This is a genomic window from Lactobacillus sp. LL6, assembly GCF_007570935.1.
Taxonomy (GTDB): Bacteria; Bacillota; Bacilli; order Lactobacillales; family Lactobacillaceae; genus Lactobacillus.
In genome coordinates this window covers 1170937-1192835 of the sequence record NZ_VLLR01000001.1, presented here as the reverse complement: position 1 = coordinate 1192835, position 21899 = coordinate 1170937, and the positions used below count along the sequence as shown (strand labels likewise).

General features: G+C 34.0%; 17 protein-coding genes and 1 other annotated feature. Of the genes, 13 read left to right on the top strand and 4 right to left on the bottom strand.

The annotated features are described in order from the left end of the window. Window positions 1-2: 2 nt before the first annotated feature. The 4 genes from FOD82_RS05845 to FOD82_RS05830 all read left to right on the top strand — a co-directional run bounded on the left by FOD82_RS05845 (window position 3) and on the right by FOD82_RS05830 (window position 7213). Complete coding sequence (locus tag FOD82_RS05845) at window positions 3-560, top strand: DUF177 domain-containing protein (protein ID WP_144355544.1); 558 nt, start codon at window positions 3-5, stop codon at window positions 558-560. Between the two features lie 150 nt (window positions 561-710). Further along, window positions 711-1427: a response regulator transcription factor gene (locus tag FOD82_RS05840; RefSeq protein WP_144355543.1), complete on the top strand. Its 717-nt coding sequence runs from the start codon at window positions 711-713 to the stop codon at window positions 1425-1427. After that, window positions 1405-2970 carry a HAMP domain-containing histidine kinase gene (locus tag FOD82_RS05835; RefSeq protein WP_144355542.1) on the top strand — a complete coding sequence of 522 codons (1566 nt, stop codon included), beginning with the start codon at window positions 1405-1407 and terminating at the stop codon, window positions 2968-2970. Before FOD82_RS05840 ends, FOD82_RS05835 begins: the two co-directional genes overlap by 23 nt. Before the next feature lie 199 nt (window positions 2971-3169). Beyond that, window positions 3170-7213 (top strand): GbpC/Spa domain-containing protein, encoded by a 4044-nt coding sequence (locus tag FOD82_RS05830; protein ID WP_144355541.1) that lies wholly within the window; start codon window positions 3170-3172, stop codon window positions 7211-7213. A gap of 51 nt (window positions 7214-7264) precedes the next feature. On the opposite strand, the gene yidC is transcribed toward FOD82_RS05830, so the two are convergent. Both yidC and FOD82_RS05820 read right to left on the bottom strand, forming a co-directional pair. After that, the gene (yidC, locus tag FOD82_RS05825) at window positions 7265-8236 is read right to left on the bottom strand and encodes a membrane protein insertase YidC (RefSeq protein WP_144355540.1); all 972 of its coding nucleotides are present in this window, start codon (window positions 8234-8236) and stop codon (window positions 7265-7267) included. 53 nt (window positions 8237-8289) lie between these two features. Beyond that, window positions 8290-8622: an acylphosphatase gene (locus FOD82_RS05820; protein ID WP_144355539.1), complete on the bottom strand. Its 333-nt coding sequence runs from the start codon at window positions 8620-8622 to the stop codon at window positions 8290-8292. A gap of 89 nt (window positions 8623-8711) precedes the next feature. Between FOD82_RS05820 and FOD82_RS05815 the strand changes: the two genes are divergently transcribed. From FOD82_RS05815 to FOD82_RS05790, 6 genes are all read left to right on the top strand, one after another. Next, the gene (locus FOD82_RS05815; protein ID WP_144355538.1) at window positions 8712-9476 is read left to right on the top strand and encodes an RNA methyltransferase; all 765 of its coding nucleotides are present in this window, start codon (window positions 8712-8714) and stop codon (window positions 9474-9476) included. 98 nt (window positions 9477-9574) lie between these two features. Next, window positions 9575-9922 carry a helix-turn-helix domain-containing protein gene (locus FOD82_RS05810; protein ID WP_144355537.1) on the top strand — a complete coding sequence of 116 codons (348 nt, stop codon included), beginning with the start codon at window positions 9575-9577 and terminating at the stop codon, window positions 9920-9922. Between the two features lie 44 nt (window positions 9923-9966). Continuing rightward, window positions 9967-10170, top strand: a binding site (T-box leader). 35 nt (window positions 10171-10205) lie between these two features. Beyond that, window positions 10206-11255 (top strand): phenylalanine--tRNA ligase subunit alpha, encoded by a 1050-nt coding sequence (gene pheS, locus FOD82_RS05805; protein ID WP_144355536.1) that lies wholly within the window; start codon window positions 10206-10208, stop codon window positions 11253-11255. Then, window positions 11255-13669, top strand: a complete 2415-nt coding sequence (pheT, locus tag FOD82_RS05800; protein ID WP_144355535.1) for a phenylalanine--tRNA ligase subunit beta — start codon at window positions 11255-11257, stop codon at window positions 13667-13669. The genes pheS and pheT overlap by 1 nt, the downstream gene beginning before the upstream one ends. An 82-nt stretch (window positions 13670-13751) precedes the next feature. Next, entirely contained in the window at window positions 13752-14228 is a 477-nt protein-coding gene (gene greA, locus FOD82_RS05795) for a transcription elongation factor GreA (RefSeq protein WP_144355534.1), read from the top strand. 58 nt (window positions 14229-14286) lie between these two features. Next, window positions 14287-15198, top strand: coding sequence for an L-lactate dehydrogenase (locus tag FOD82_RS05790; RefSeq protein WP_144355533.1), 912 nt, complete (start codon window positions 14287-14289; stop codon window positions 15196-15198). A gap of 67 nt (window positions 15199-15265) precedes the next feature. Here FOD82_RS05790 and FOD82_RS05785 read toward each other — a convergent pair whose 3' ends face one another. Continuing rightward, complete coding sequence (locus tag FOD82_RS05785) at window positions 15266-16189, bottom strand: BadF/BadG/BcrA/BcrD ATPase family protein (RefSeq protein WP_144355532.1); 924 nt, start codon at window positions 16187-16189, stop codon at window positions 15266-15268. 105 nt (window positions 16190-16294) lie between these two features. Further along, a complete protein-coding gene (locus tag FOD82_RS05780; protein ID WP_144356028.1) occupies window positions 16295-18865 on the bottom strand; it encodes a YfhO family protein in 2571 nt (856 codons plus the stop codon). An 88-nt stretch (window positions 18866-18953) separates the two neighbouring features. On the opposite strand from FOD82_RS05780, the gene FOD82_RS05775 reads away from it, so the two are divergent. From FOD82_RS05775 to FOD82_RS05765, 3 genes are all read left to right on the top strand, one after another. Beyond that, window positions 18954-21047: a penicillin-binding protein 2 gene (locus tag FOD82_RS05775; protein ID WP_144355531.1), complete on the top strand. Its 2094-nt coding sequence runs from the start codon at window positions 18954-18956 to the stop codon at window positions 21045-21047. 76 nt (window positions 21048-21123) lie between these two features. Beyond that, on the top strand, window positions 21124-21273 hold the full coding sequence (rpmG, locus tag FOD82_RS05770; RefSeq protein WP_144355530.1) for a 50S ribosomal protein L33: 150 nt from the start codon (window positions 21124-21126) through the stop codon (window positions 21271-21273). Between the two features lie 59 nt (window positions 21274-21332). Further along, window positions 21333-21899 carry a 5-formyltetrahydrofolate cyclo-ligase gene (locus FOD82_RS05765; RefSeq protein WP_144355529.1) on the top strand — a complete coding sequence of 189 codons (567 nt, stop codon included), beginning with the start codon at window positions 21333-21335 and terminating at the stop codon, window positions 21897-21899.

Here is a 21899-nt window from a genome sequence, read left to right as displayed (position 1 = left end):
AGATGCTTACATTAAGTTTTTCAAGTATTAAAAATAGTAAAGCTCCATTAACGCATATTGAACGTGATTTAGAAATGCGTCCAGAGTTTTTTGATCGGAGTAAAGATTTACTTATTAAAGCGGAAAATGTTCATTTAGAAGGGGATCTTTTCTATGATGAACCTTATGTAATTGGTAACTTTCATGTGACAGCTGATTTGGTAGTTCCATCAAGTCGAAGTTTGAACCCAGTTAAGTATCATGAAGATTTTCGTTTTACTGAAAATTATTCAGAAACTACTCCAACTAAACAGGAACTTGATGATAATTCAGATCCAATTGTTAAGGTTGAAGATGATAAGATTGACTTGCAAACAGCAGTTGAAGATAATATCTTGCTTCATATTCCAGTAACAATTTTGACTCCAGAAGAAGAGGAAAATGATATTTATCCAGAGGGTCAAGATTGGGAAGTTATTTCTGAGTCTGATTTTGAAGAAGGTAAGAAAAATCAGATAAATCCAGCTTTTGCTAAGCTTAAGGATATGTTTAAAGACCAAGATGAAAACAACGATAAGTAGCATTAAAGCAGTCAAAAAGAAATTTCCTTTTGATTGCTTTTTTAGCTTGTTTTAAAGGGCATTTTAAAGTATCCTTTAATTATAAAAACATTTTTTAATCTAATTTTTAATAGATTAAATACAAATTTATTGACAAGGAACAGGATAGACATGGCAAAAATTCTGATTATTGAAGATGAAAAAAATCTAGCACGTTTTGTGGAACTTGAACTTCAACATGAAAACTACGAAACTGTAGTTGAAAACAATGGTCGTAAAGGCTTGGAAGATGCATTAAAAGAAGACTTTGATGCGATTTTACTTGATTTAATGCTTCCAGATTTAAATGGTTTGGAAATCGCTCGTCGAGTTCGTCAAGCTAAAACCACTCCAATTATTATGATGACAGCTCGTGATTCGGTTATTGACCGAGTTTCTGGACTTGATCATGGAGCAGATGATTATATTGTTAAGCCATTTGCAATTGAAGAACTTTTAGCACGTTTACGCGCTGTTCTTCGCAGAGTAAAGATTGAAAAAGATGCTTCAAAAGTAACAGTTGCTAAGCAAAAAATTGTTAAATTCAAGGATTTAACTATTGAAACTGCAAATAGAATTGTTCACCGTGGAGATGGTAAAGCGATTGACTTAACTAAGCGTGAATATAATTTACTTATGACGCTAATTGAAAATAAGAATAATGTTGTTAGTCGCGATCAACTTCTTAATAAGATTTGGGGACCTGAATCAAATATTGAAACAAATGTCGTAGAAGTTTATGTTCGTTATTTGCGCAACAAGATTGATATTCCAGGTCGTCCATCATACATTAAAACAGTTCGCGGAACTGGCTATATGGTAAGAGATGAAGATGATGACCAAATCTAGGGGTAAAAAAAAGAAAGAGACCAAGCACTCATCTCTTATTGTAAGATGGGTCAGTGTCGTTACATTAACGATTTTGGTCTCTTTTGTCATATTTTCAGTAGTTGTTTATTCCATTGTAAGTCAGCAATCCTTAGACCAGCAAGAAGAAGTTTCTAATAATGTGGTGGCGGCTTTTGAAAGAAGACTTGAAACCATACCGAATGAATTACAGATTTCTAATGTGATTCCTTCGCTAACTCCATCTACTAAGCGTATTTTACAAGGGAAACCAGCTATTAGTAGAGGAGACAATGTGAATAGCGCTTTTAATGATGATTTATTATCATCAGTTACTAATCCTGATATTAGTGTAGCTATTTATAATAAACACAATGAGGTTGTTTTTTCTAATGGAAATGCAGTACCAGAATTTCACAAATTTTCCGGAAATTCAAAAACCGTTAAAAAGCAAAATGGTAATAATATCAGACTGATTACTTATCAGCGAATAAAATCAACAACAAGTGGAAAGATAATTGGCTATATTGTTGTTGCAAATCAGATGAATTATTATAATCGTCAGATGAAAAACTTATTGCATTGGATGTTAATTATTTCTATTATTGCAATAATTATATTTTCAGCTATTGCTTATTTGGTGGTAAGAGATGTAGTAAAACCGATTAAAGAAATTTCTGAAGTTGCACGTGAAGTAAATGATGATCCAAATAGTTCTATGCGAATTAAAGAACTACATCGAAATGATGAGTTGGAAGAGCTGGCAACTACGTTTAATGAGATGCTTGATCGGATGCAGCGTTATATTGATCAACAAAAAGAATTTGTTGGGGATGTATCTCATGAATTGAGAACACCAGTTGCTGTAATTGAGGGTCATTTAAATATGCTTGAGCGATGGGGAAAAGATGATCCCCAGATTTTAGATGAATCTATTAAAGCATCTCTTCAAGAAGCTGATAGAATGAAGCACCTTATCCAAGAAATGCTTGATTTAACGCGGGCAGAACAAATAAATGTTCAATACCCAAATGCGGTTACAAATGTGTATAACGTGTTGAAGCGTGTCGTTAGCGGCTTAGCTTTAGTGCATCCAGACTTTAAAATCCGCCTTGATATGGACGATTTACCAGCAAATACAGAAATCCAGATTTATCATGGACATTTAGAGCAATTATTAGTAATTCTCATTGATAATGGAATCAAATATTCAACTGATACTAAGCAGATAAATGTTTCTGCTGGAGTTAGTGATAATGAGGTTCATATTATTGTTCAAGACTTTGGTGAAGGGATTTCTAAAGAAGATCAAGAAAAAATCTTCAATCGTTTCTATCGAGTTGATAAGGCACGTACTCGTGAAAAAGGTGGCAATGGGCTAGGTTTATCAATTGCACAAAAATTAGTCACTAGTTATCATGGAACAATTAGCGTTGAATCTGTTGAAAAACAGGGTAGTCAATTTAAATTGAGCTTTCCAATTCTTAGTGCAAAAGAAGCAGCGAGATTAAGAAAACTTGATCAAAAGAAACATGAAAAAATGTAATTAAATAGACTTTGAAAGTAGATTACTTTTAAGGTCTATTTTTATTTACTGTATTTTTTAATTAATAGATACAATTTCTAAAGAAAATATTAAGAAGCCATAAAAACACTTCCATTCAGTGACATTGTGTCATATTATATATTTATCGAATGACACAACGTCACTGAATGATTTTTTTAAATAGAATGAGGTAAAAAATATGGTTTCAAAAAACAACCGTTTAGAAAGAATTCGTAAAATTGAAGAAAAAAGTGAGCGTCACTCTATTCGCAAGTTTACTGTAGGTGCTGCTTCTGTCTTGATTGGCCTATCCTTTCTGGGAGTGAGCGGTGTAACAGTTAATGCATCTGATGTAAATCAAGAAGCAACTGTGTTACAAGAAACTAGTGGAAGTAAAGATGTAAGCGAAGATGTTTCTCAAGCTGAAGTTAAAACTGAAGAAGCAGTGACAACTGAAGCTAGTCAAGAAACAAATGTAGTTGCACAAACTGAAAATACTAGTGAGCAAGCTGATGCACCGCCTGTTAGTGAGAGTTCAGCTTCTGTTCAAGAAAGCGCTGGGGCACAAGACAGTCAAGCTGTTCAAGAATCAAGTGCATCAGTAGTTAGTGAAGCTCCTGCAGTAGAAGAAGCACCAGTTTCTGAAAGTGCACAACCAACTTCAGAAGCACAAAGTGTACAAAGTAGCAGCACAGCTCAATTAGAAAGTACTGCTCCAGCTCAGGTTGAAAGTAGTGCACAAGTTGAAAATTCTCAAACATCTGAAAGTGCAAGTCAAACTGTAAATACTTCAGAAGAAGTAAATGTACAAGAAGCTGCTTCTCAAGTAAGTGAAAAACAAGCTCAAGCAGAAGTTAAGGCAGATGTGCCAGCAGTTGCTGCAGAGACTTCAACTAAGATGACTTATGATGAAGCTAAAGAAGAAGTTGACAAGGTTAACCAAGAAGTTAATAGTGAACTTGATAATATTATTAACGAAGCTAATAAAGTTGATGGTGTAGTTATTGAAGTCAATACAGTGGATCCTGAAAAAGTATTCAACACAACTGTAGCTGATATTAAAATTAATATCGAAAAGCTTAAAGAATATACCGAAGCTCAAATTAAAGAAATCAGTGCTACATTAAAGAAATACCAAGATGAATTAGCTCTTGCCGAAAGTATATATAATAAAGAAATGGAAGAGTATAACAAGGCAAGAGAAGAATATATTGCAAAATTAAAAGAATTAGGTCTTTGGAATGATGATCACACTGATCCAGGTGACCTTTCTCAATCCTTAGTTATTGGTAAGGAAGAAAATGCTACAGTTACTACAGTAATTAAAAATCCAAATGTAACTGAAAGTAGCGGTAGTAAATTAAATGGTCTATTGAATCATTTCTTTGAAATAAATGGAGCTGTTTCTGGAGATTTTCTTGAAGTAACATACTCTGGTCTACAAAATTCAAATTATGCTGATCAAAAAATTGATAAAATAGTTATCACTTTTAGCGATTGGACAACTGACTATACTGGATATCTTGGAAATAAGAATGACAAAGCAGGAATTTACTTTGGAGACTGTCCAACTAATGGTTTCTTCTATGCGAAAGCTGATGGAGTTACCATGGATATGAAGCTTTACAACTCTGAGGGTAAGTTAATTAATTTAGCTGATAACTCAGCCTTCATTACTGTTGGTTCTTTAAATAGTGAAGTAGGTAAAAATGATAACTATGTAGAAAAAGCTGAAATTGTTAATGGTGCTGATCATGGTGGTAGTGGGGTTGCGTTACCAGAATCTTCTATTACTATTCACCAAGGTCAGTATGGTGATGTTCTCTATTCAGATAAATATAATAATATTTTAAATCATCTTACTGCTACAAATTATGACGAAGCTGTAAGACTTTGGGGACAAGCCGCAGTTGATAAATATCTTAACTGGGATGATACTAGTGATAGAACTAGAGAAATATTCGGTTCCGGACTATTCAAAGTTCATGGTAATAGCATCAAGATTAGATTTAGTAATAAAGTAGGTTCTGCATGGGCAACTTACTCAACGACCATTCCAGAAATTACTTTTTCTCCAGAAAAGCCAGAATTTAAAAAACCAGACCCAGTATTAATCGTTTACACTCCAGGTAAGTTACAATTAAATGCCAATGGTACAGTTCATATTCACTATGTTGATGTGCATGATAAGGCGCAATCTGGTCAAACTAGCTTTATTCCTGATGATGGTAAGCTTTTAAATCAATCACAACATATTTTGCACTTAGCAGTAGGTGACAACTATTCAAACGAACTATGGGACTACATTGGTGCAAACTATGAATTAGCAACTGATTCCGTACACCCAGAAGCAACTAATGGTGAAGTTAGTGAAGGTGAAAAGCACGTATATGTTTACTTGAAGCGTAAAACTCAAGAAGCTAGTCGTGATAAAGTTGTAACTCAAACTATTCACTATGTATATGAAAATGGCGACAAAGCTGCAGAAACAGTAAATAAGACTATCACATTCACTCAAAGTGGTGTCTTAGACTTAGTAACTAACCAAATTACTTGGAACGGCGAATGGACTCCAACACAAACATTTGTGACTGTAGTCAGTCCAGATATTAAAGGCTACACTGCAGATAAAGCAGAGGTTGGTCCATATGACATTACTGTAAACAATAGTAATGTTGATGATAATTTAGATAAAAATGATATCGTAGTTTACAAGGCTAATGCTACAGAAACTATTAACCGTGATAAAGTAGTTAACCAAACTATTCAGTATGTTTACGAAAATGGCGATAAAGCTGCTGAAACATACACATACACAATTACATTTACTCAATCAGGTGTTAGAGATACAGTAACAGGTGAAGAAACTTGGAATGGCGAATGGACTCCAACACAAACTTTAGTAGTAGTAAAGAGCCCAGACATCAAAGGTTATCACACTGATACTCCAGAAGTTGGACCATATGACATCACTGTAACTAATGACAACTTCAACGAGAATTTAGATAAAAATGATGTTGTAGTCTACAAGGCTAATGCTACAGAAACAATTAATCGTGATAAAGTAGTTAACCAAACTATTCACTACGTTTACGAAGATGGTACAAAGGCTGCCGAAACATACACAGTACAAATCACATTCACTCAAACTGGTGCTAAGGACTTAGTAACGGGTGAAGAAACTTGGGATGGCGAATGGACTCCAACACAAACTTTAGTAGTAGTGAAAAGTCCAACTGTTGATGGCTACACTCCAGATAAGGCAGAAGTGGGTCCATACAACATCACGGTTACAAATGACAACTTTAATGACAACTTAGACAAAGTTGACATTGTAGTTTACAAAAAGAATGCCCCACAAACTGAAACAATTAGTCGGGACAAATATGTAACTCAAACTATCCACTACATCTATGAAGATGGAACTGAAGCTGCTCCAACAGTAATCAAGACTATTAAGTTCACTCAAAGTGGAGTTAAGAATTTAGCTACTGGTGAAGAAACTTGGGATGGTGAATGGACTGCAACTCAAACATTTGTAGTAGTGAAGAGCCCAACTATTGATGGCTACACTGCAAATAAAGCAGAAGTAGGTCCATACGATATTACAGTTACAAACGATAACTACAATGATAACTTAAACAAAGATGACATCGTAGTTTACAAGAAGAATGTAACTCCAACACCAGATCCTGCTCCTGAACCAAAGCCAGAGCCAGAGCCAGAAAAACCAACTAAGCCGGAAGAACCTGAAACTCCAGAGGTTCCAACACCAGATCCAGAAGAACCAAAAGAAGATGATAAAACTGATATTCCTCCAAAGGATGAAACTTCAACTCCTGTGGACTCAGATCCTTCTGATGATTCAGACAAGTCTGATGAAAGTGAGAATGTAGAATCAAAAGATGATGATACAGAAACTCCAACTGAAATTGAACCAAAAGATGAAACTTCACCTTCAAGTGTAAATACTAGTGAAGCTTCAACTCCTAATACTTCACCACAGGGTGAAACAGTAGTCTCAACTCAAGTTGAAGAAGCTAAAGCAACTCCAGAATTAGTAACTGTATCAGCTAAGAGTACTAAGGAGGCTGAAAAGCCAGCTCAAGTTGCAGTTAACCAAGATGCATTACCACAAACTGGTGCCGAAGAAACAAATAAAGCCGGGGTATTCGGATTACTTATCGCTTCCTTAGCTTCAGTATTTGGTCTTGCTGCTGGTAAGAAACGTAAGAAGAGATAGTATAATATAAACGAAAAATCGCTAGAACATAGTTCTAACGATTTTTTTATATTATTTATTCTTTTTATTTTGTTTGCCTTGATTACGTTTACGTAAATCTTGGTGCAATTCTTGAGTTTTTTCATCGTTACCATTAGTTGAAGAATGTGCGCTAAACAAATCATCAATTTGCTTTTGCGTTACTACTTCAACAATTGGATTATCCTTTAATTCATTATTGATGCGCTCTTTTTCACGAGGCTGAATAATGAAAGTTACAATTAACTGTTGGATAATCATTACGAAGTTACCGGCAGCCCAGTAGAGAGCTAAGGCTCCTGAGAATGACAAACTGAAGAATAAAGTCATGATTGGATTCATGAACATCATTGATTGCATTGTCTTCTTTTGTTCTTCAGGAATGCCAATTAATGAAATATATCCTTGAATTACAGCAAAAATAGTTGCGACAATTGCTAAAATAACTGATTTGTCACTTAATGAAATTCCAAAGAAAGTAGCTTTCTTAAGAATAGCAGAATAGGCCACGGCTTGATAAATACCAATCATGATTGGCATTTGAATAATCAATGGTAAACATCCAATTCCACCTGTTAAAGAAACATTATTCTTAGAATAAAGCTCACGTTGCCAAGTTGAAAGTTGCATCTGCTGTTCCGGGGTAATACCTTTATGCTTCATTGCTCCTTGAATAAGCTTCATTTGAGGTTGCAAGCGTGACATCTTTTCTTGTTGAGTAACGCTCTTTTTTTGCTGGTTAAGCATTAAAGGCAAAAGAATGGTTCTCACAACCAAAGTAATAATAACAATTGCCCAACCGGCTCCATCAGCTCCACCAATTGCATGCGCTACTTGCAACATGATATTTTGAATTGGCAAACTGATATATTGGAAGATCCACCCATAAGGACCCCCATGAGGAGGGGTATTGGTGTTGGGGTTGCCTCCAGAACAACCTGAAAGAATGACTGCAACTACAGCAAGTAGTGCAAGTAAACTAGCATATTTACGAATTTTTTTCATTTTGAAATAGATCACCACTTATTTTCTATCATACTAATTAAAAATGTTACTTCTTAATATATTACATGGAAATCATGCATCTTTTCAACATTTTCTAGTCTTTTTACGTCAATATTTGTAATTTTTGCAAATGGTGACACATTGTTAGGCAGTTCTTTTAAAAACTCATTAACTTTGCCGTGATTTGCTTGTAGGATAATGGTTACAGTCATATCAGGATTATTTTTGACTGTGCCAGTAATTCCCATTCCTTGAGCTAAAGTAGCGACACTCCATCTAAATCCTACTCCTTGAACGGTTCCAGAAGCAATAGCTTGCCAGGTTTCAACAGGTGTGCCAGTTGATGTAGTAGTTTCTTTTTTTATAAATTTATCAAACAAATTCATTGTTTTTCTCTTTTCTATTACAAATTTATATTGTCTATGTTAATTTTAGCTAATCTTCTATAAAATAGTGTAAGAAGAAGGAGATTCCTATGCAACAAATAAGTTCAGTTAATAATAAAACAATTAAAGAATTAGCAAAATTAAATAAAAAGAAGTATAGAGAAGAGACAGGTCTTTATCTTATTGAAGGCTTTCATCTAATTGAAGAAGCTTTAAAAGCTGATAAGAAATTCCAATACTTATTAGCTACTGATGAAGCTCTTTCTAAAGTAGAAGAGATGGGAGTAGACATCAATGGTAGCAATATAATTTTAATCAATAAGGCGATTGCTAGACATTTGAGTGATACTAAAAATTCTCAAGAAATTTTTATGGTACTTAAAATCAACCAGCCTAAAGATTTTTCATTCAATTATGGTAAATGGGTCTTATTGGATGATTTAGCCGATCCAGGAAATGTAGGAACAATTATTAGGACAGCTGATGCGGCTGGTTTTGATGGAGTAATTTTATCTCCAGAAAGTGTAGACTTATATAATCCTAAAACTCAGCGTTCAATGCAAGGAAGCCAATTCCATATTGATTTGATAAAAAGAGATTTGAGTCAAGTGATTGCTGATTTTCAAACAAATGATATTCCAGTCTATGCAAGTATTCTTGATAAAACAGCCAAGGAGTTACCAGATTTTGAAAAAGCACCTCAATTAGCACTTGTTATAGGTAATGAGGCTCATGGAGTTAGCGAATTAATTAGTCAAATGAGTGATGAAAAATTATATATTCCTATTAAAGGACAGGCTGAATCATTGAATGCAGCAGTTGCAGCTGGAATTATGATTTATCATTTCGCTTAGCTCTACACTTGTATTAAGTAAGTAAATTACTTATAATAAGTATATAGATTTATATTCTATTTTAATAACTAAATTTGGGTTATTAGGGGGAATTTATTATGGCTCAAACAGTAAAAGAAAAAGCTAAAGATGGCTGTAAACCTGAAGACTATGAATTATGCGGACATTTCATTAACGCCTTTCAAATTATTGGTAAGAAGTGGAATGGCTTGATTATCAGTTCTCTATGTGATGTACAAGATATGCGTTTCAAGGATTTAGCGCATTGTATCAATGCATGTTCTGATCGAGTTTTAGTTGAAAGATTGAAAGAACTTGAAGGTGAAGGAATCGTTAGAAGAAGCGTTTCTGAAACAGGGATTATTTCTTATGGATTAACGCAAAAAGGGAATGACTTGAAGCCTGTTTTTGATCAAGTTCATAATTGGGCAGATAAGTGGGTCTAAAAGAAAAGACTTGCACATTTTAAAAAAAAGCCGTATCCTATTATTTAATTACTGAGATCAAGACTAGTAACAGTTAATTCTTATCCAGAGAAGTTTTTTATTAGCTGAGAGAAGAACTTAAGAAGAAACTGTGAATTTCATCTTGGGAGTAGGATTTAATCAATTCCGGTATTTCACCGTTATCGAAAGCTTGAGTGTAGGCACACTGTGTCTAAACAAGGGTGGTACCGCGAAGCTTCGTCCCTATTAGGGATGGAGCTTTTTTATTTGAAAGGAAATGTTTATGGACTTATTTGATAAGTTAAAAGAGCTTAGAGAAGAAGGCCTTAATGATATTAAAAAGGCTACTGATGAAAAGAAGTTAAATGAAGTTCGTGTTGAACTTGTAGGTAAAAAAGGTGAACTAACTAAAATTTTACACTCAATGAAAGAAGTTGCACCTGAAAATCGTCGTGAAGTTGGCCAAAAAGTTAATGAATTGCGTGACTTATTTAATGCACAATTAGATGAAGCAAAGGAAAGCATTGTTCAAGCACTTATTAAAAAACGTCTTGAAGAAGAAAAAATTGATGTAACTTTGCCCGGTAGAAAAGCTCATCTTGGTTCAAAACACCCAATTAATATTATTTTGGATGATTTGGAAAGTTACTTCATCGGAATGGGTTATAAAGTTGTGCAAGGCCCAGAAATTGAAACTGACCACTATGTCTTTGAAATGATGAACTTGCCAAAAGATCACCCAGCACGTGATATGCAAGCAACATTTTATATTGATAATGAAAACTTGCTCAGAACTCAAACTTCCGGTGACCAAGCTAGAGTTTTAGAAAAGCATGATTTTTCAAAAGGTCCTCTTAAGATGGTAGGTCCGGGTAAGGTATATCGCCGAGATGATGATGATGCGACTCACTCACATCAATTCATGCAAATGGAAGGTTTAGTAATTGACAAAAATGTTACTATGAGTGATCTTAAGGGAACTTTAGACATGATTGCTAAGCATGTATTTGGTCAAGATCGTGAAACTCGTCTTCGTCCAAGTTATTTCCCATTTACTGAGCCATCAGTTGAAATGGATGTATCTTGTTTTAACTGTAATGGTAAAGGTTGTCCTGTCTGCAAGTATACTGGTTGGATCGAAGTATTAGGTGCTGGTATGGTTCACCCTAATGTTTTAGAAAATGCTGGTGTTGATTCAAACGTTTATGGTGGATTTGCATTTGGTCTTGGACTTGATCGTTTTGCTATTTTGAAATATGGTATTGACGATATTCGTGACTTTTACACTAATGACGTTCGTTTCTTAGAACAATTCCGCAAGGAGGAAAATTAATGTTAGTTTCTTACAATTGGTTACAAGACTTTCTTGATTTAAATGAAGATCCAAAAGATTTAGCAGAAAAAATTACCCGTACAGGTGTGGAAATTGCTGATGTTATTCACCCTGCTGAAGGTCTTAAAAAGCTTGTCGTAGGACATGTTGTTGAATGCGAAGCAGTTGAAGGTACCCACCTTCACAAATGTATGGTTGATGTTGGTGAAGAAGAACCAATTCAAATCGTTTGTGGTGCTCCGAATGTTGCAGCTGGTGAAAATGTTATCGTTGCTCTTCATGGTGCAAGAATTGCTGGTAATGAAAAAATTAAGCGCGGTAAGATTCGCGGAATCAAGAGTAACGGTATGATTTGTGGCTTACAAGAAATTGGTTTTAGTGATAGCGTTGTTCCTGAAAAATATGCTGACGGTATTTTTGTATTTCCTGAAGATGCTGATGTTAAGCCAGGTGAAGATGTTTATGATGCACTTGGTATGAATGATTATATTTTGGATTTTGATATTACTCCTAACCGTGCTGATACTTTATCAATGGAAGGTGCAGCTTATGAAGTTGGAGCAATTGTTGAACAAAAGCCTAAGATTGAAGAAGTTGTTTTAAAAGAAGATGGCAATTCTTGGAGCAATCAACTTACTGCAACTGTTGATGAAAAGCTTGCCCCTAAATTTTATTTACGCAAATTAACTGGGGTAAAGGTAGCTGAAAGTCCTCTTTGGATGCAACGCAGACTTTGGAATGCAGGTATTCGTCCAATTAATAACATAGTAGATGTAACCAATTATGTAATGCTTTTAACTGGTCAACCAATGCATGCTTATGATGCACGTGCTTTTGAAAATGGTAAGCTTGAAGTCAGAACAGCAAATAAAGGTGAAAAATTAACGCTTCTTAATGATAAAGAAGTTGATTTAGATGAACGCGATATTGTTATTACTGATGGTGAAAAGCCAGTAATGATGGCTGGAGTAATGGGTGGTCTTAACTCAGAAATTACTGATGATACTACTGATGTAATTTTAGAATCAGCAATTTTTGATCCAACTTTAGTTAGAAAATCAGCCCTTCGTCATGCTAACCGTACTGAAGCTTCAAGCCGCTATGAAAAAGGCGTAAACTGGGATAACACTGAAAAGGCTATTAATATGGCAGCTCTTTTGTTAAGAAATGATGCTGAAGCTACAGTTGAAGAGGGTATTATTAAAGCAAGTGATCAAAAGCGTGAACCAGTAATTATTAAGACAACTCCAGATTACATTAATAAAGTTTTAGGAACTAAAATTTCAAATGATGAAATGCTTGAAATTTTTAATCGTTTGAATTTTGAAGCTAAAATTGAAAATAGCGAATTAACTGTTAATGTTCCTAATAGAAGATGGGATATTTCAATTCCAGCTGACTTAGTTGAAGAAGTTGGTCGAATTTATGGTTATGATAATTTGGACTCAACTCAACCTCTTCTTGCAGAAACTCACGGTGGCTATTCTGAAAAAGAAGAAATGATGCGTCGCATGAAGCAAATTGTTGAAGGACAAGGTTTAATGGAAGCAATTTCTTATTCACTTACTTCACCAGAAAAAGCTCTTCGTTACACTAAGGATCAAAAGCCATTAGTTGAAGTAGAGATGCCACTTAATTCAAGCAGAAGTGCAATGCGTGAAAACTTAATGACTGGTTTAATGGATGCTGCTAGTTACAATATGGCTCGTAAACAAAAAGAGTTAGCTCTTTATGAACAAGGGCGTGTTTATGATTTGGAAAATAACACTTTTAATGAACATGAACATTTAGCTGCACTTTATTCTGGCAATACTTTTACAGATAACTGGCAACATGTAAATCAAAAAATTGATTTCTATTTTGTTAAGGGGCAATTAACTAATCTCTTTACTGCAATTGGTATTGACGAAAATAGAGTAGAATACCAAGCTGCACAAATTCCAGGTATGCACCCAACAAGAACTGCTGCAATCTATATTGATAAGCAATATGTTGGAATGATTGGAATGATTGCGCATAGAGTAACTATGCTTGAAAAGGCAACTCGTGGAAGTGAAATTTATGGTTATGAATTAAACTTAGATACTATTATTCCGATGCTTACTAAGGGTATGACTGCTAAAGCTGCACCAAAGTTCCCAGCAATTGAACGTGATCTTTCTATTTTGATTAATAAAGATATTACTAATCAAGAAGTAGAAAATGTCATTAAGGCTAATGGTGGTAAGTACTTGGTTGATCTTAGAGTAATCGACGTTTATGAAGGTAGCCATATTGAAGCTCATAAAAAGAGTTTAGCTTATAACTTGACCTTCTTGAATGAAAAGGATACATTAACAGATGAAGTTGTAAATAAGGCAATGGATGATATTATGGCAGCTCTCAAGAATGACCTTGAAGCAAAAATTCGTTAGTAGTTGACAATCTTAGTCTAAACTAATATCATCTATCAGTGCATAAAGAATTATTAATTTCAATTTCTAAGGAGAATAGTTTATGGCTGAAAAATCATTCCCAATGACTGCTGAAGGTAAAGAAAAACTTGAAGCAGAATTAAAAGATTTAAAGTTAGTTAAGCGTCCTGAAGTTATCCAACGTATTAAAGTTGCTCGTTCATATGGTGACTTATCTGAAAACTCAGAATACGATGCAGCTAAGGATGAACAAAGTCACTTGGAAGATAGAATTGCGCAAGTTGAAGAAATGCTTAAGTATGCGCAAGTTGTAGATGCTGATGCAGTGGCACCAGATGAAGTAGCAGTTGGTAAGACTATTACTTATACTGAAGTTGGTGAAGATGATCCAGAAACTTACACTATTGTAGGTAGTGATGAATCAGATCCATTAAATGGTAAGATTTCTAATGATTCACCAATTGCTAAAGCTCTTTTAGGTAAGAAGAAGGGTGAAACTGTGTCCATTACTACTCCAGGTGGGAAGTTTGACGTAGTTATTAATGAAGTTAAGGCTTAAAAAATGGACAAGGGTGAACCTTGTCCATTTTTATTATTAAATTAGAAAGGAAACTATTATGAGAAAAGTTGGAATTATTGGAATGGGACATGTAGGTGCAACAGTTGCTTATACATTGTTTACTCATGGAATTGTTGATGATTTGATTTTATTTGATAAAAATGAAGATAAAGTAAATGCAGAATATAATGATTTACATGATACTTTGTCTCGCAATAATTACTATGTAAATGTTATCCAACAAAATTGGGATGAATTAAAAGATACTGATGTTCTTGTAACTGCATTCGGAGATATTGCAGCTAGTGTGAAGACTGGAGACAGATTTGGTGAATTTAGTTTAAATGCAAAGAATGCACGTGAAGTTGGCGAAAAAATCAAAGAAAGTGGCTTCCATGGTGTCTTGATTAATATTTCTAATCCTTGCGATGCAGTAACTTCTATTTTACAAGAAACTACTGGACTTAAGAAAAATAGAGTATTTGGGACTGGGACTTTCCTTGATACTGCTAGAATGCAAAGAATCGTTGGAGAAGAATTGATGCAAGATCCACGTAATGTTGAAGGTCTGGTTTTAGGAGAACATGGCTCTTCTCAATTCACTGCTTGGTCAACTGTTAGAGTGGATAATAAGATGGCTCTTCAATTGTTTACTGAAGAACAACAAGAAAAAATTAGTGCTCAATCAAATAAAAACTCCTTCATTGTAGCAAATGGTAAAGGCTATACCAGTTATGCAATTGCTACATGTGCAGTAAAATTAATTGAAGCAGTATTTAGTGATGCTAGACTTTATGCACCAGTATCAGTTTATAACCCTGAATTTAAGACTTATATTGGTTATCCTGCAATTATTGGGCGAGACGGAATTGAAAAATTAATTGAACTTAAATTAACTAGTGAAGAGCATAAGAAACTTGAAAATTCAGCTGATAAGATTAAAGAACATTTGAAGGATTTGAATAGATAAACTTTATAATCAAAACAAAAAACATGGTGATTTTTTCACCATGTTTTTTGTTTACCTTAATTAACAATTAACGGTCTTCGTGGTTAGTGAAGTAACGGTAATCTTTGCTCTTGTCATACATAACTCCACGAGCGTTTTCACCATTTGAAACTGAGAAGATAGCATCTGGGTATTTAGCCTTAACTTCATCTTCAATAAGACCACGCATCATTGCATTATTAGCTAAAACTGAACCAGTCAAAGCAATCTTCATTGGCTTAGGATCTTCATAGCGGTCAAGACCGATGATGATATCACGAGCCAAAAGGTGAGCTTGTTCTTCAATAATCTTAGTTGCGTCAGGGTCACCATTATCGGCAAGTTTTGCAACATGAACTGCCATTGAAGCAACTTCTGAGTTGCTCATCTTGTAAAACTTAGCATTACATTCATCCATATGTTCAACACCGAAAAGTTCAGTAAACATTGGAATAAGTGCATTATCTTCACGCTTGTCCCAGCTAAGAAGAGCAGATTGCATAGCACTTTTAGCAATTGCATAACCACTACCTTCGTCGCCCAAAATAGCACCATAACCACCAACAGCAATGAGGTGACCATCTTGAAGACCGTTAAATACTGAACCAGTTCCAGCAATAACTAAAGCACCATCATCACCTTCAAGACCGCTGTAAAGAGCTAAAAGTGAATCAGTAATAGCACGAGTTGGCAAGTTATTGATCTTTGAAGAAATTGTTGCAGCAACTTCTGGAGCATTACCAACAACTGAAAGACCAGAGATACCTGCAAGAACACGCATACAATCGCCATCAATTTTATTTAATAATTCATTTACTGCGCTAGCAATATTGTTAATACCAGCTTCATAATCAGTATTAATTTGACCTGGACCACTTTCTGCACGTCCAAGTTCCTTACCGTCTAAGTCATATGCAATAGCAGTAGAGTGAGTACCCCCTGCATCGACACCAATTTGGTATTTAAGAGTCATAGCTAATCTTCTTTCCATATTAAAAATTTATTGTGAACGTATACATTTTATTACAAAACCCTGTTCCAGGTCTAGTAAAATTTGTTTTGTTAGCGTTATCAAAGGTTAAACTTTTTTCTTTCTTAAGATTATTAAAGTGATAACTGATAATATTATTCCAATAAGCAATGCAAAAGGTACATAAATAAAGATAATTTGATGACTGCCTTTATTTAGATGAACGCTGAGAAAAGTGTTTGCAAATAAGTGAGTTTTTAATAAATGACCATTATTAATAATTAGCCAGTTTTTACTATAGGGAATAGTTGTAGCTAAAGTTTGGGATTTTGAAGTTTTAACTAGTGCAGATAAAACTATAGGGTTAATTTGTTTGATTTTAGGTGATTTATTAAATTTTTTCATTGCTTTATTTAATTTAGCAGTTTGCAAATGCCATAAGCTAAGCTCAGAGAGATTTAAAGTAGGATTCTTAAGATTAAAAACAATGTGTAAATTTTGCCCTTTTTGATTATTAGCTAAATTAATTAATCTAGCTTGGCTATCTCGAGTTTCCATTGATATTTCTGAACCATTAACATATAAACTGCAGTCTTGTTCACTTAAAGTTGCAGGTAATTCAAGATAGTAGGAATCATTAGTTTTCAGCTTTATATTAAAACTAATTTTACTTGCTTTCGTTTTTTGCTTCTTAGAGTATTCCATAAAGCTACCCGGAGTTTCACTCAAATTCACCATCTGTCCATGCGGAAAAGTTACTTGAGTAAAAAGTGGTTCATTATTATTAGTGATATATCTATATAATCGTTCTTGATTAGTAATTGGAGCATTAGTTAAAAAATGTAATTTGTAATTTGGTAAATTAGTTAAAAATGCTAGTGGAAGGGCATCGGGATTTTTAAGTAAAAGTAACTGAGAAAATTCATGAACTAAGTGATAATTATCAAGATCTAAACGATGATTAGGATTATTAAAAACCATTTTTTGTGAATTTTTAATATTTTCTGCTGCATAATTTGGCTCGATATAATATTTGATTCCAAGTAAATCATCTGTTAAAGGTGTGCCACCCATATTAGTATAAGAATTGCTATTATGAAAATAGCCCAAATTGGTTAAAAATGTGAGTACTTTTTGATTACTTATTGAATTAAAACTTGTAATCCCGTTATATCCGGCTGTAAAAGGATCATCGTCAGAGCGATAGAAAGTTTTTTCGGTACGATATAAATTTGAATCATATCTATTTAGATATGAAGTTAATTCAGTAGTATTTTGAGCAAAATTTTGATAGTCACTATTTTTTTGATAAGACAAATTATTTAATGACAAAATCATATTGATAATAATTTCCAAAATTACACTTATTGCTAAAAACTGTCCGCTAAACTTAGTATAGCCATAAATAAAAGCAAGGAATATAATGCCTACTACCAAAAATAGACCGGAAATAATTAAATTAGTGTTAGTAATATAAGAAGAATTTCCTTCATTAACCAACCAGTAAATGATTAAGAAAAGAGCGATAAAAGTAATAAAAACTTTTTGCCATGAAAGAAGATTTGCTCTTTCTTGCAAAAAGAGCATACCTAAATTTAATGCAAAAAATATCCAAATAAAACTAAAGCGTCCGGGATACCAGACAGGAAATTGTCCCATATGCCATAGTAAAACTAGTGGTGTCCAAAAAAGTGATGCAGTTAAGAAGATGAACAACAATCCGTTAGAAAGTTTGAACTTCCATGAAATATTTTTACTTAGAAAATATGCAATAACTAAAAGTAGGAAAGGCATAGTAATAAAAATATTTGGTAAGCCGGATTCCATTTCTTGGAAATTGTAAGCACCATCACTTAATTTTAAAATTTGCTCATATGGTGCAAATTGAAATCCCCATGAAAAGTCTGTGCTTGTAGAAGCTTTCCCAGCTAGCATTTCAAAAAAAGTTGGCAGTAATATGAATGATGCTAAAAACGAACCTGCAATACTTTCTTTAAGATAAGTAAAGAAAGTATCTTTCTTGTCTTCATAAAAAAAGATTTTTGATACAAAATATAGTAGACCAAAAAATAGCACCATAAATCCAGTATAAAAGTTTGTAAGCCATAGCAAAAAGGTAATTAAAATTAAGTGATTATTTTGTTTATTTAAATTTTTATCAATAGCATCAACGATAAAAGGCAAAAGTATTGCAGAATCTAACCACATTAAATTAAAATGATTGGCAATAATATAACCAGATAATGCATATACGGAACTTGCACCAAGAGCAAAAAATTGATTATTTTTCTTATTCCAATAATAAAAACTGCTAAACCCACAAAAGCCAATTTTTAAAGAAATGATTAACAAAACTGCAATTGGTAGATTTTTTGAGTTGAAGAATAAAAATATTAAATTAAATGGGCTAAGCAAATAATAAGCATTTGTTGCTAGCATGGATGAACCGAGTCCATTTTGAAAACTGTAAATAAAGTTTAAAGGAGAATTAAAGCTATGTTTTAAAAAAGCAAAAAAATCAATGTATTGCTGGCCAAGATCAACGGTTAAAATGTTACAATTATTTAGTAAAAAATAGCCCAAAAAAGCTAAAAATGGAATGAAGAAACTGCAATAATAGAAAATAGTTTTTTTATTAAATAAATTAGAAAGTAAAGTTTTAAATTTTTGTTGAATCATATTAAAATTTATCAAAGCTCCTTATAGAATATAGAATTATTAGGTACTTTTTGTTAAAATATTTCTGTTTAGTGAGGGAAGATAACACGTGAATTATTTTAGAAAAAACAGTGGCACTGGTTCAAATAAACAGGCCTCAACACCAATTAGAATGAGAATCATTCTTGGAATTATCTTTATACTTTTTGCGACACTGATAGGACAGCTAGCATATTTGCAGTTAGCCTATGGTTCTCGTTTTAAGTCAGAAGTCCAAAAGTCTGATTCGACAGTTGTTTCAAGTCAAGTTCCCCGCGGAGTCATGTATGATGCCAAAGGGAGAGTCCTAGTAGGTAATAAAGCTAATAATGCGATTACTTATACTAAAGGCGCATCGACTTCATCGGAACAAGTATACAAGATTTCGAATGCTTTGAGTAATTATATAAAAATTACTGATGAAAACCCGACCGAGCAGCAAACAATAGATTATTATTTGGCTGATCCAGTTAATTCTAAAAAAGAACTAGCAAAATTGCCAGCTGCTCAAAAAGATAGCGATAAGTTAACTCAAGCTCAAATTAATCAAAACTTAGATAATCAAGTAAAAAAACAGAATATCAAGTTAACTGAAAGACAAAAAACTGCAGCTTTAATTTTTAACAAAATTTCTGGTGCCTATACTTTATCAACAATTTATATCAAAAACAAAGGCTTGACAAATAAGGAAATCGCCCAGGTAGGTGAACACCTATCAGATCTTCCGGGTGTAGGTATTGGAACAGACTGGCAACGTTCATATCCAAATGGTTCTTCTATTCAAAGTATAATCGGTTCTGTTTCAACTGAAAAGTCAGGATTGCCAAGTGATAATTTACAATACTACTTGACTCAAGGCTATTCTAGAAATGACCGTGTAGGTACTTCATACTTAGAAGAAGAATATGAACCACTTTTAAAGGGAACTAAGTCAACCAGTGAAGTTCAAACTAAAGCAAATGGTGATATCCAGCAAACTAAAACTGTTTATAAAGGTCAAGCTGGTGCAAGTTTAATGCTTACAATTGATGCCAAGTATCAAAAAGAAGTACAGTCTACTTTAAAGAGTGTTTATAATTCTGCTTTAAATGCAGGAGCAGCTAAATATTCAAATGGTGCCTATGCTATTGCGATGAATCCAAAAACGGGTGCTCTTTTGGCAATTGCGGGACTCAATAGAAACCCTAAAACTAACAAGGTTACTGATAATGCACTAGGTGCAATTAATCAATCATTTGTTATGGGGTCTGTTGTTAAGGGGGCAACTGTTTCTGGAGGGTTGATTAATAAAATAATTACCCCAACGAATAATACAATGCCTGATACTCCAATTTACTTACCAGGTTCTCCTGTCAAAAAGTCTGTTTATCCTGTAGGAACTTTTAGCTCATTAGATGCTCCAACTGCGCTCGAAGTTTCAAGTAACATTTATATGATGCAGATGGCTTTAAAATGGGTAAAGGCTAAATATGTTCCTAAAACTTACATTCATATGCCAAGTGATGCTTTTGAAATTTTACGTAGAAACTTCAATATGTTTGGCTTAGGTCAGAAAACTGGCGTTGATTTACCAGGTGAAGTTGCGGGTATTCAAGGTAAGTCATTTAATGATAAAGGACAAATTTTATCAGGTTCAGTTCTTGACTTGGCTTATGGTAACTATGATGCTTATACGCCAATTCAACTTGTCCAATATGTTTCAACTATTGCAAATGGTGGCTATCGTATGCAGCCTTATGTAGTTCAATCAGTTGGTAAGACAAGTTCAAATGGAAATAAAATTTATATCGATTATAATAAAACCCCGAATGTTCAACAAAAGATTCCTTGGACACAAGATGAACTTGATGTTGTGCGTGAAGGATTCTATCGTGTGGTTCACGGAACTAACGGCTGGGGAACAGCTCATAAATTAAAGGATGTAAAACCATCAATTTCAGGTAAGACTGGTACAGCTCAAACTTTCTATTACGATCCAGATAATCCTAATAGAAAGAATCCACCAGAACTTATCAATGCTACTTTTGTAGGGTATGCTCCATCTAAGAATCCTAAGCTTGCAATTGCAGTGGTATTCCCTGGACTTGACCCAGACTTAGAAGGTAGTTATACTCTTCAAGTAGCTAAAGCAATGGTTCAAGATTACTTTAAGTTACATAAGTAAGAAAAAACACTGGTAAATTGTTTAGAAAAATGCTATTCTAATACAGTCAGAATAAAAATTGTAGGTGGTGAAAGAAATGGCAGATAACATCATTTTGGAATGCACCGAATGTGGTGACAGAAGTTACTTATCTAAGAAGAACAAGCGTAAGCATCCAGAACGCTTAGCTTTGAAGAAGTATTGCCCTGTTGAAAGACACGTAACACTTCACCGTGAAACTAAGTAATAAACCCGAAGTAGCAGGTCTATGTGCCTGCTATTTTTGTTATACGCATTGGTTGAAAAATGAATAAACAAAAATTACGTAAATTGCAAATAGAGAAACTTAAGGCTTTTGCAGATAAAGATGAGAAAAAGCAAGAAGATCAACTTCTGCTTGCGAATTTAATGAAAACTGATTTATGGAATAATAGTCAATCAGTTGGAATAACTTCATCATTACCAATTGAAGTAGATACTTCAGAATTGATTGCCAGATTATGGGATGAAGGAAAAGAAGTTTATTTGGCTCGAGCTAATGATGATTTAGAACATTCTCAAGACTTTTTACAATATACTTATCAAAGTCATCTTGGTAAGTCTAAATTTGGTGTTGATGAGGTAATTGATAAAAACGCCAAGATAAACAACAATCTGGATTTAGTCATTGTGCCGGGACTTGCCTTTAATATTAATACACATGCTAGGTTGGGCTTTGGTGGGGGATATTATGATCGTTTTTTAGCAAAATATCCAACTAAAACCGTAGCTCTTGTTAATTCACAGATGATTTTTAAAGAAGAGACATGGAAAACAGAAGCTACGGATATTCCAATAGATGTAATTATTACTCCAGAAGAAATTATTGATTAG

Coding starts and splice junctions, on each gene's coding strand:
- FOD82_RS05845 (WP_144355544.1), top strand. CDS start 3: ATGCTTACATTAAGTTTTTCAAGTATTAAAAATAGTAAAGCTCCATTA.
- FOD82_RS05840 (WP_144355543.1), top strand. CDS start 711: ATGGCAAAAATTCTGATTATTGAAGATGAAAAAAATCTAGCACGTTTT.
- FOD82_RS05835 (WP_144355542.1), top strand. CDS start 1,405: ATGAAGATGATGACCAAATCTAGGGGTAAAAAAAAGAAAGAGACCAAG.
- FOD82_RS05830 (WP_144355541.1), top strand. CDS start 3,170: ATGGTTTCAAAAAACAACCGTTTAGAAAGAATTCGTAAAATTGAAGAA.
- yidC (WP_144355540.1), bottom strand. CDS start 8,236: ATGAAAAAAATTCGTAAATATGCTAGTTTACTTGCACTACTTGCTGTA.
- FOD82_RS05820 (WP_144355539.1), bottom strand. CDS start 8,622: ATGAATTTGTTTGATAAATTTATAAAAAAAGAAACTACTACATCAACT.
- FOD82_RS05815 (WP_144355538.1), top strand. CDS start 8,712: ATGCAACAAATAAGTTCAGTTAATAATAAAACAATTAAAGAATTAGCA.
- FOD82_RS05810 (WP_144355537.1), top strand. CDS start 9,575: ATGGCTCAAACAGTAAAAGAAAAAGCTAAAGATGGCTGTAAACCTGAA.
- pheS (WP_144355536.1), top strand. CDS start 10,206: ATGGACTTATTTGATAAGTTAAAAGAGCTTAGAGAAGAAGGCCTTAAT.
- pheT (WP_144355535.1), top strand. CDS start 11,255: ATGTTAGTTTCTTACAATTGGTTACAAGACTTTCTTGATTTAAATGAA.
- greA (WP_144355534.1), top strand. CDS start 13,752: ATGGCTGAAAAATCATTCCCAATGACTGCTGAAGGTAAAGAAAAACTT.
- FOD82_RS05790 (WP_144355533.1), top strand. CDS start 14,287: ATGAGAAAAGTTGGAATTATTGGAATGGGACATGTAGGTGCAACAGTT.
- FOD82_RS05785 (WP_144355532.1), bottom strand. CDS start 16,189: ATGACTCTTAAATACCAAATTGGTGTCGATGCAGGGGGTACTCACTCT.
- FOD82_RS05780 (WP_144356028.1), bottom strand. CDS start 18,865: ATGATTCAACAAAAATTTAAAACTTTACTTTCTAATTTATTTAATAAA.
- rpmG (WP_144355530.1), top strand. CDS start 21,124: ATGGCAGATAACATCATTTTGGAATGCACCGAATGTGGTGACAGAAGT.
- FOD82_RS05765 (WP_144355529.1), top strand. CDS start 21,333: ATGAATAAACAAAAATTACGTAAATTGCAAATAGAGAAACTTAAGGCT.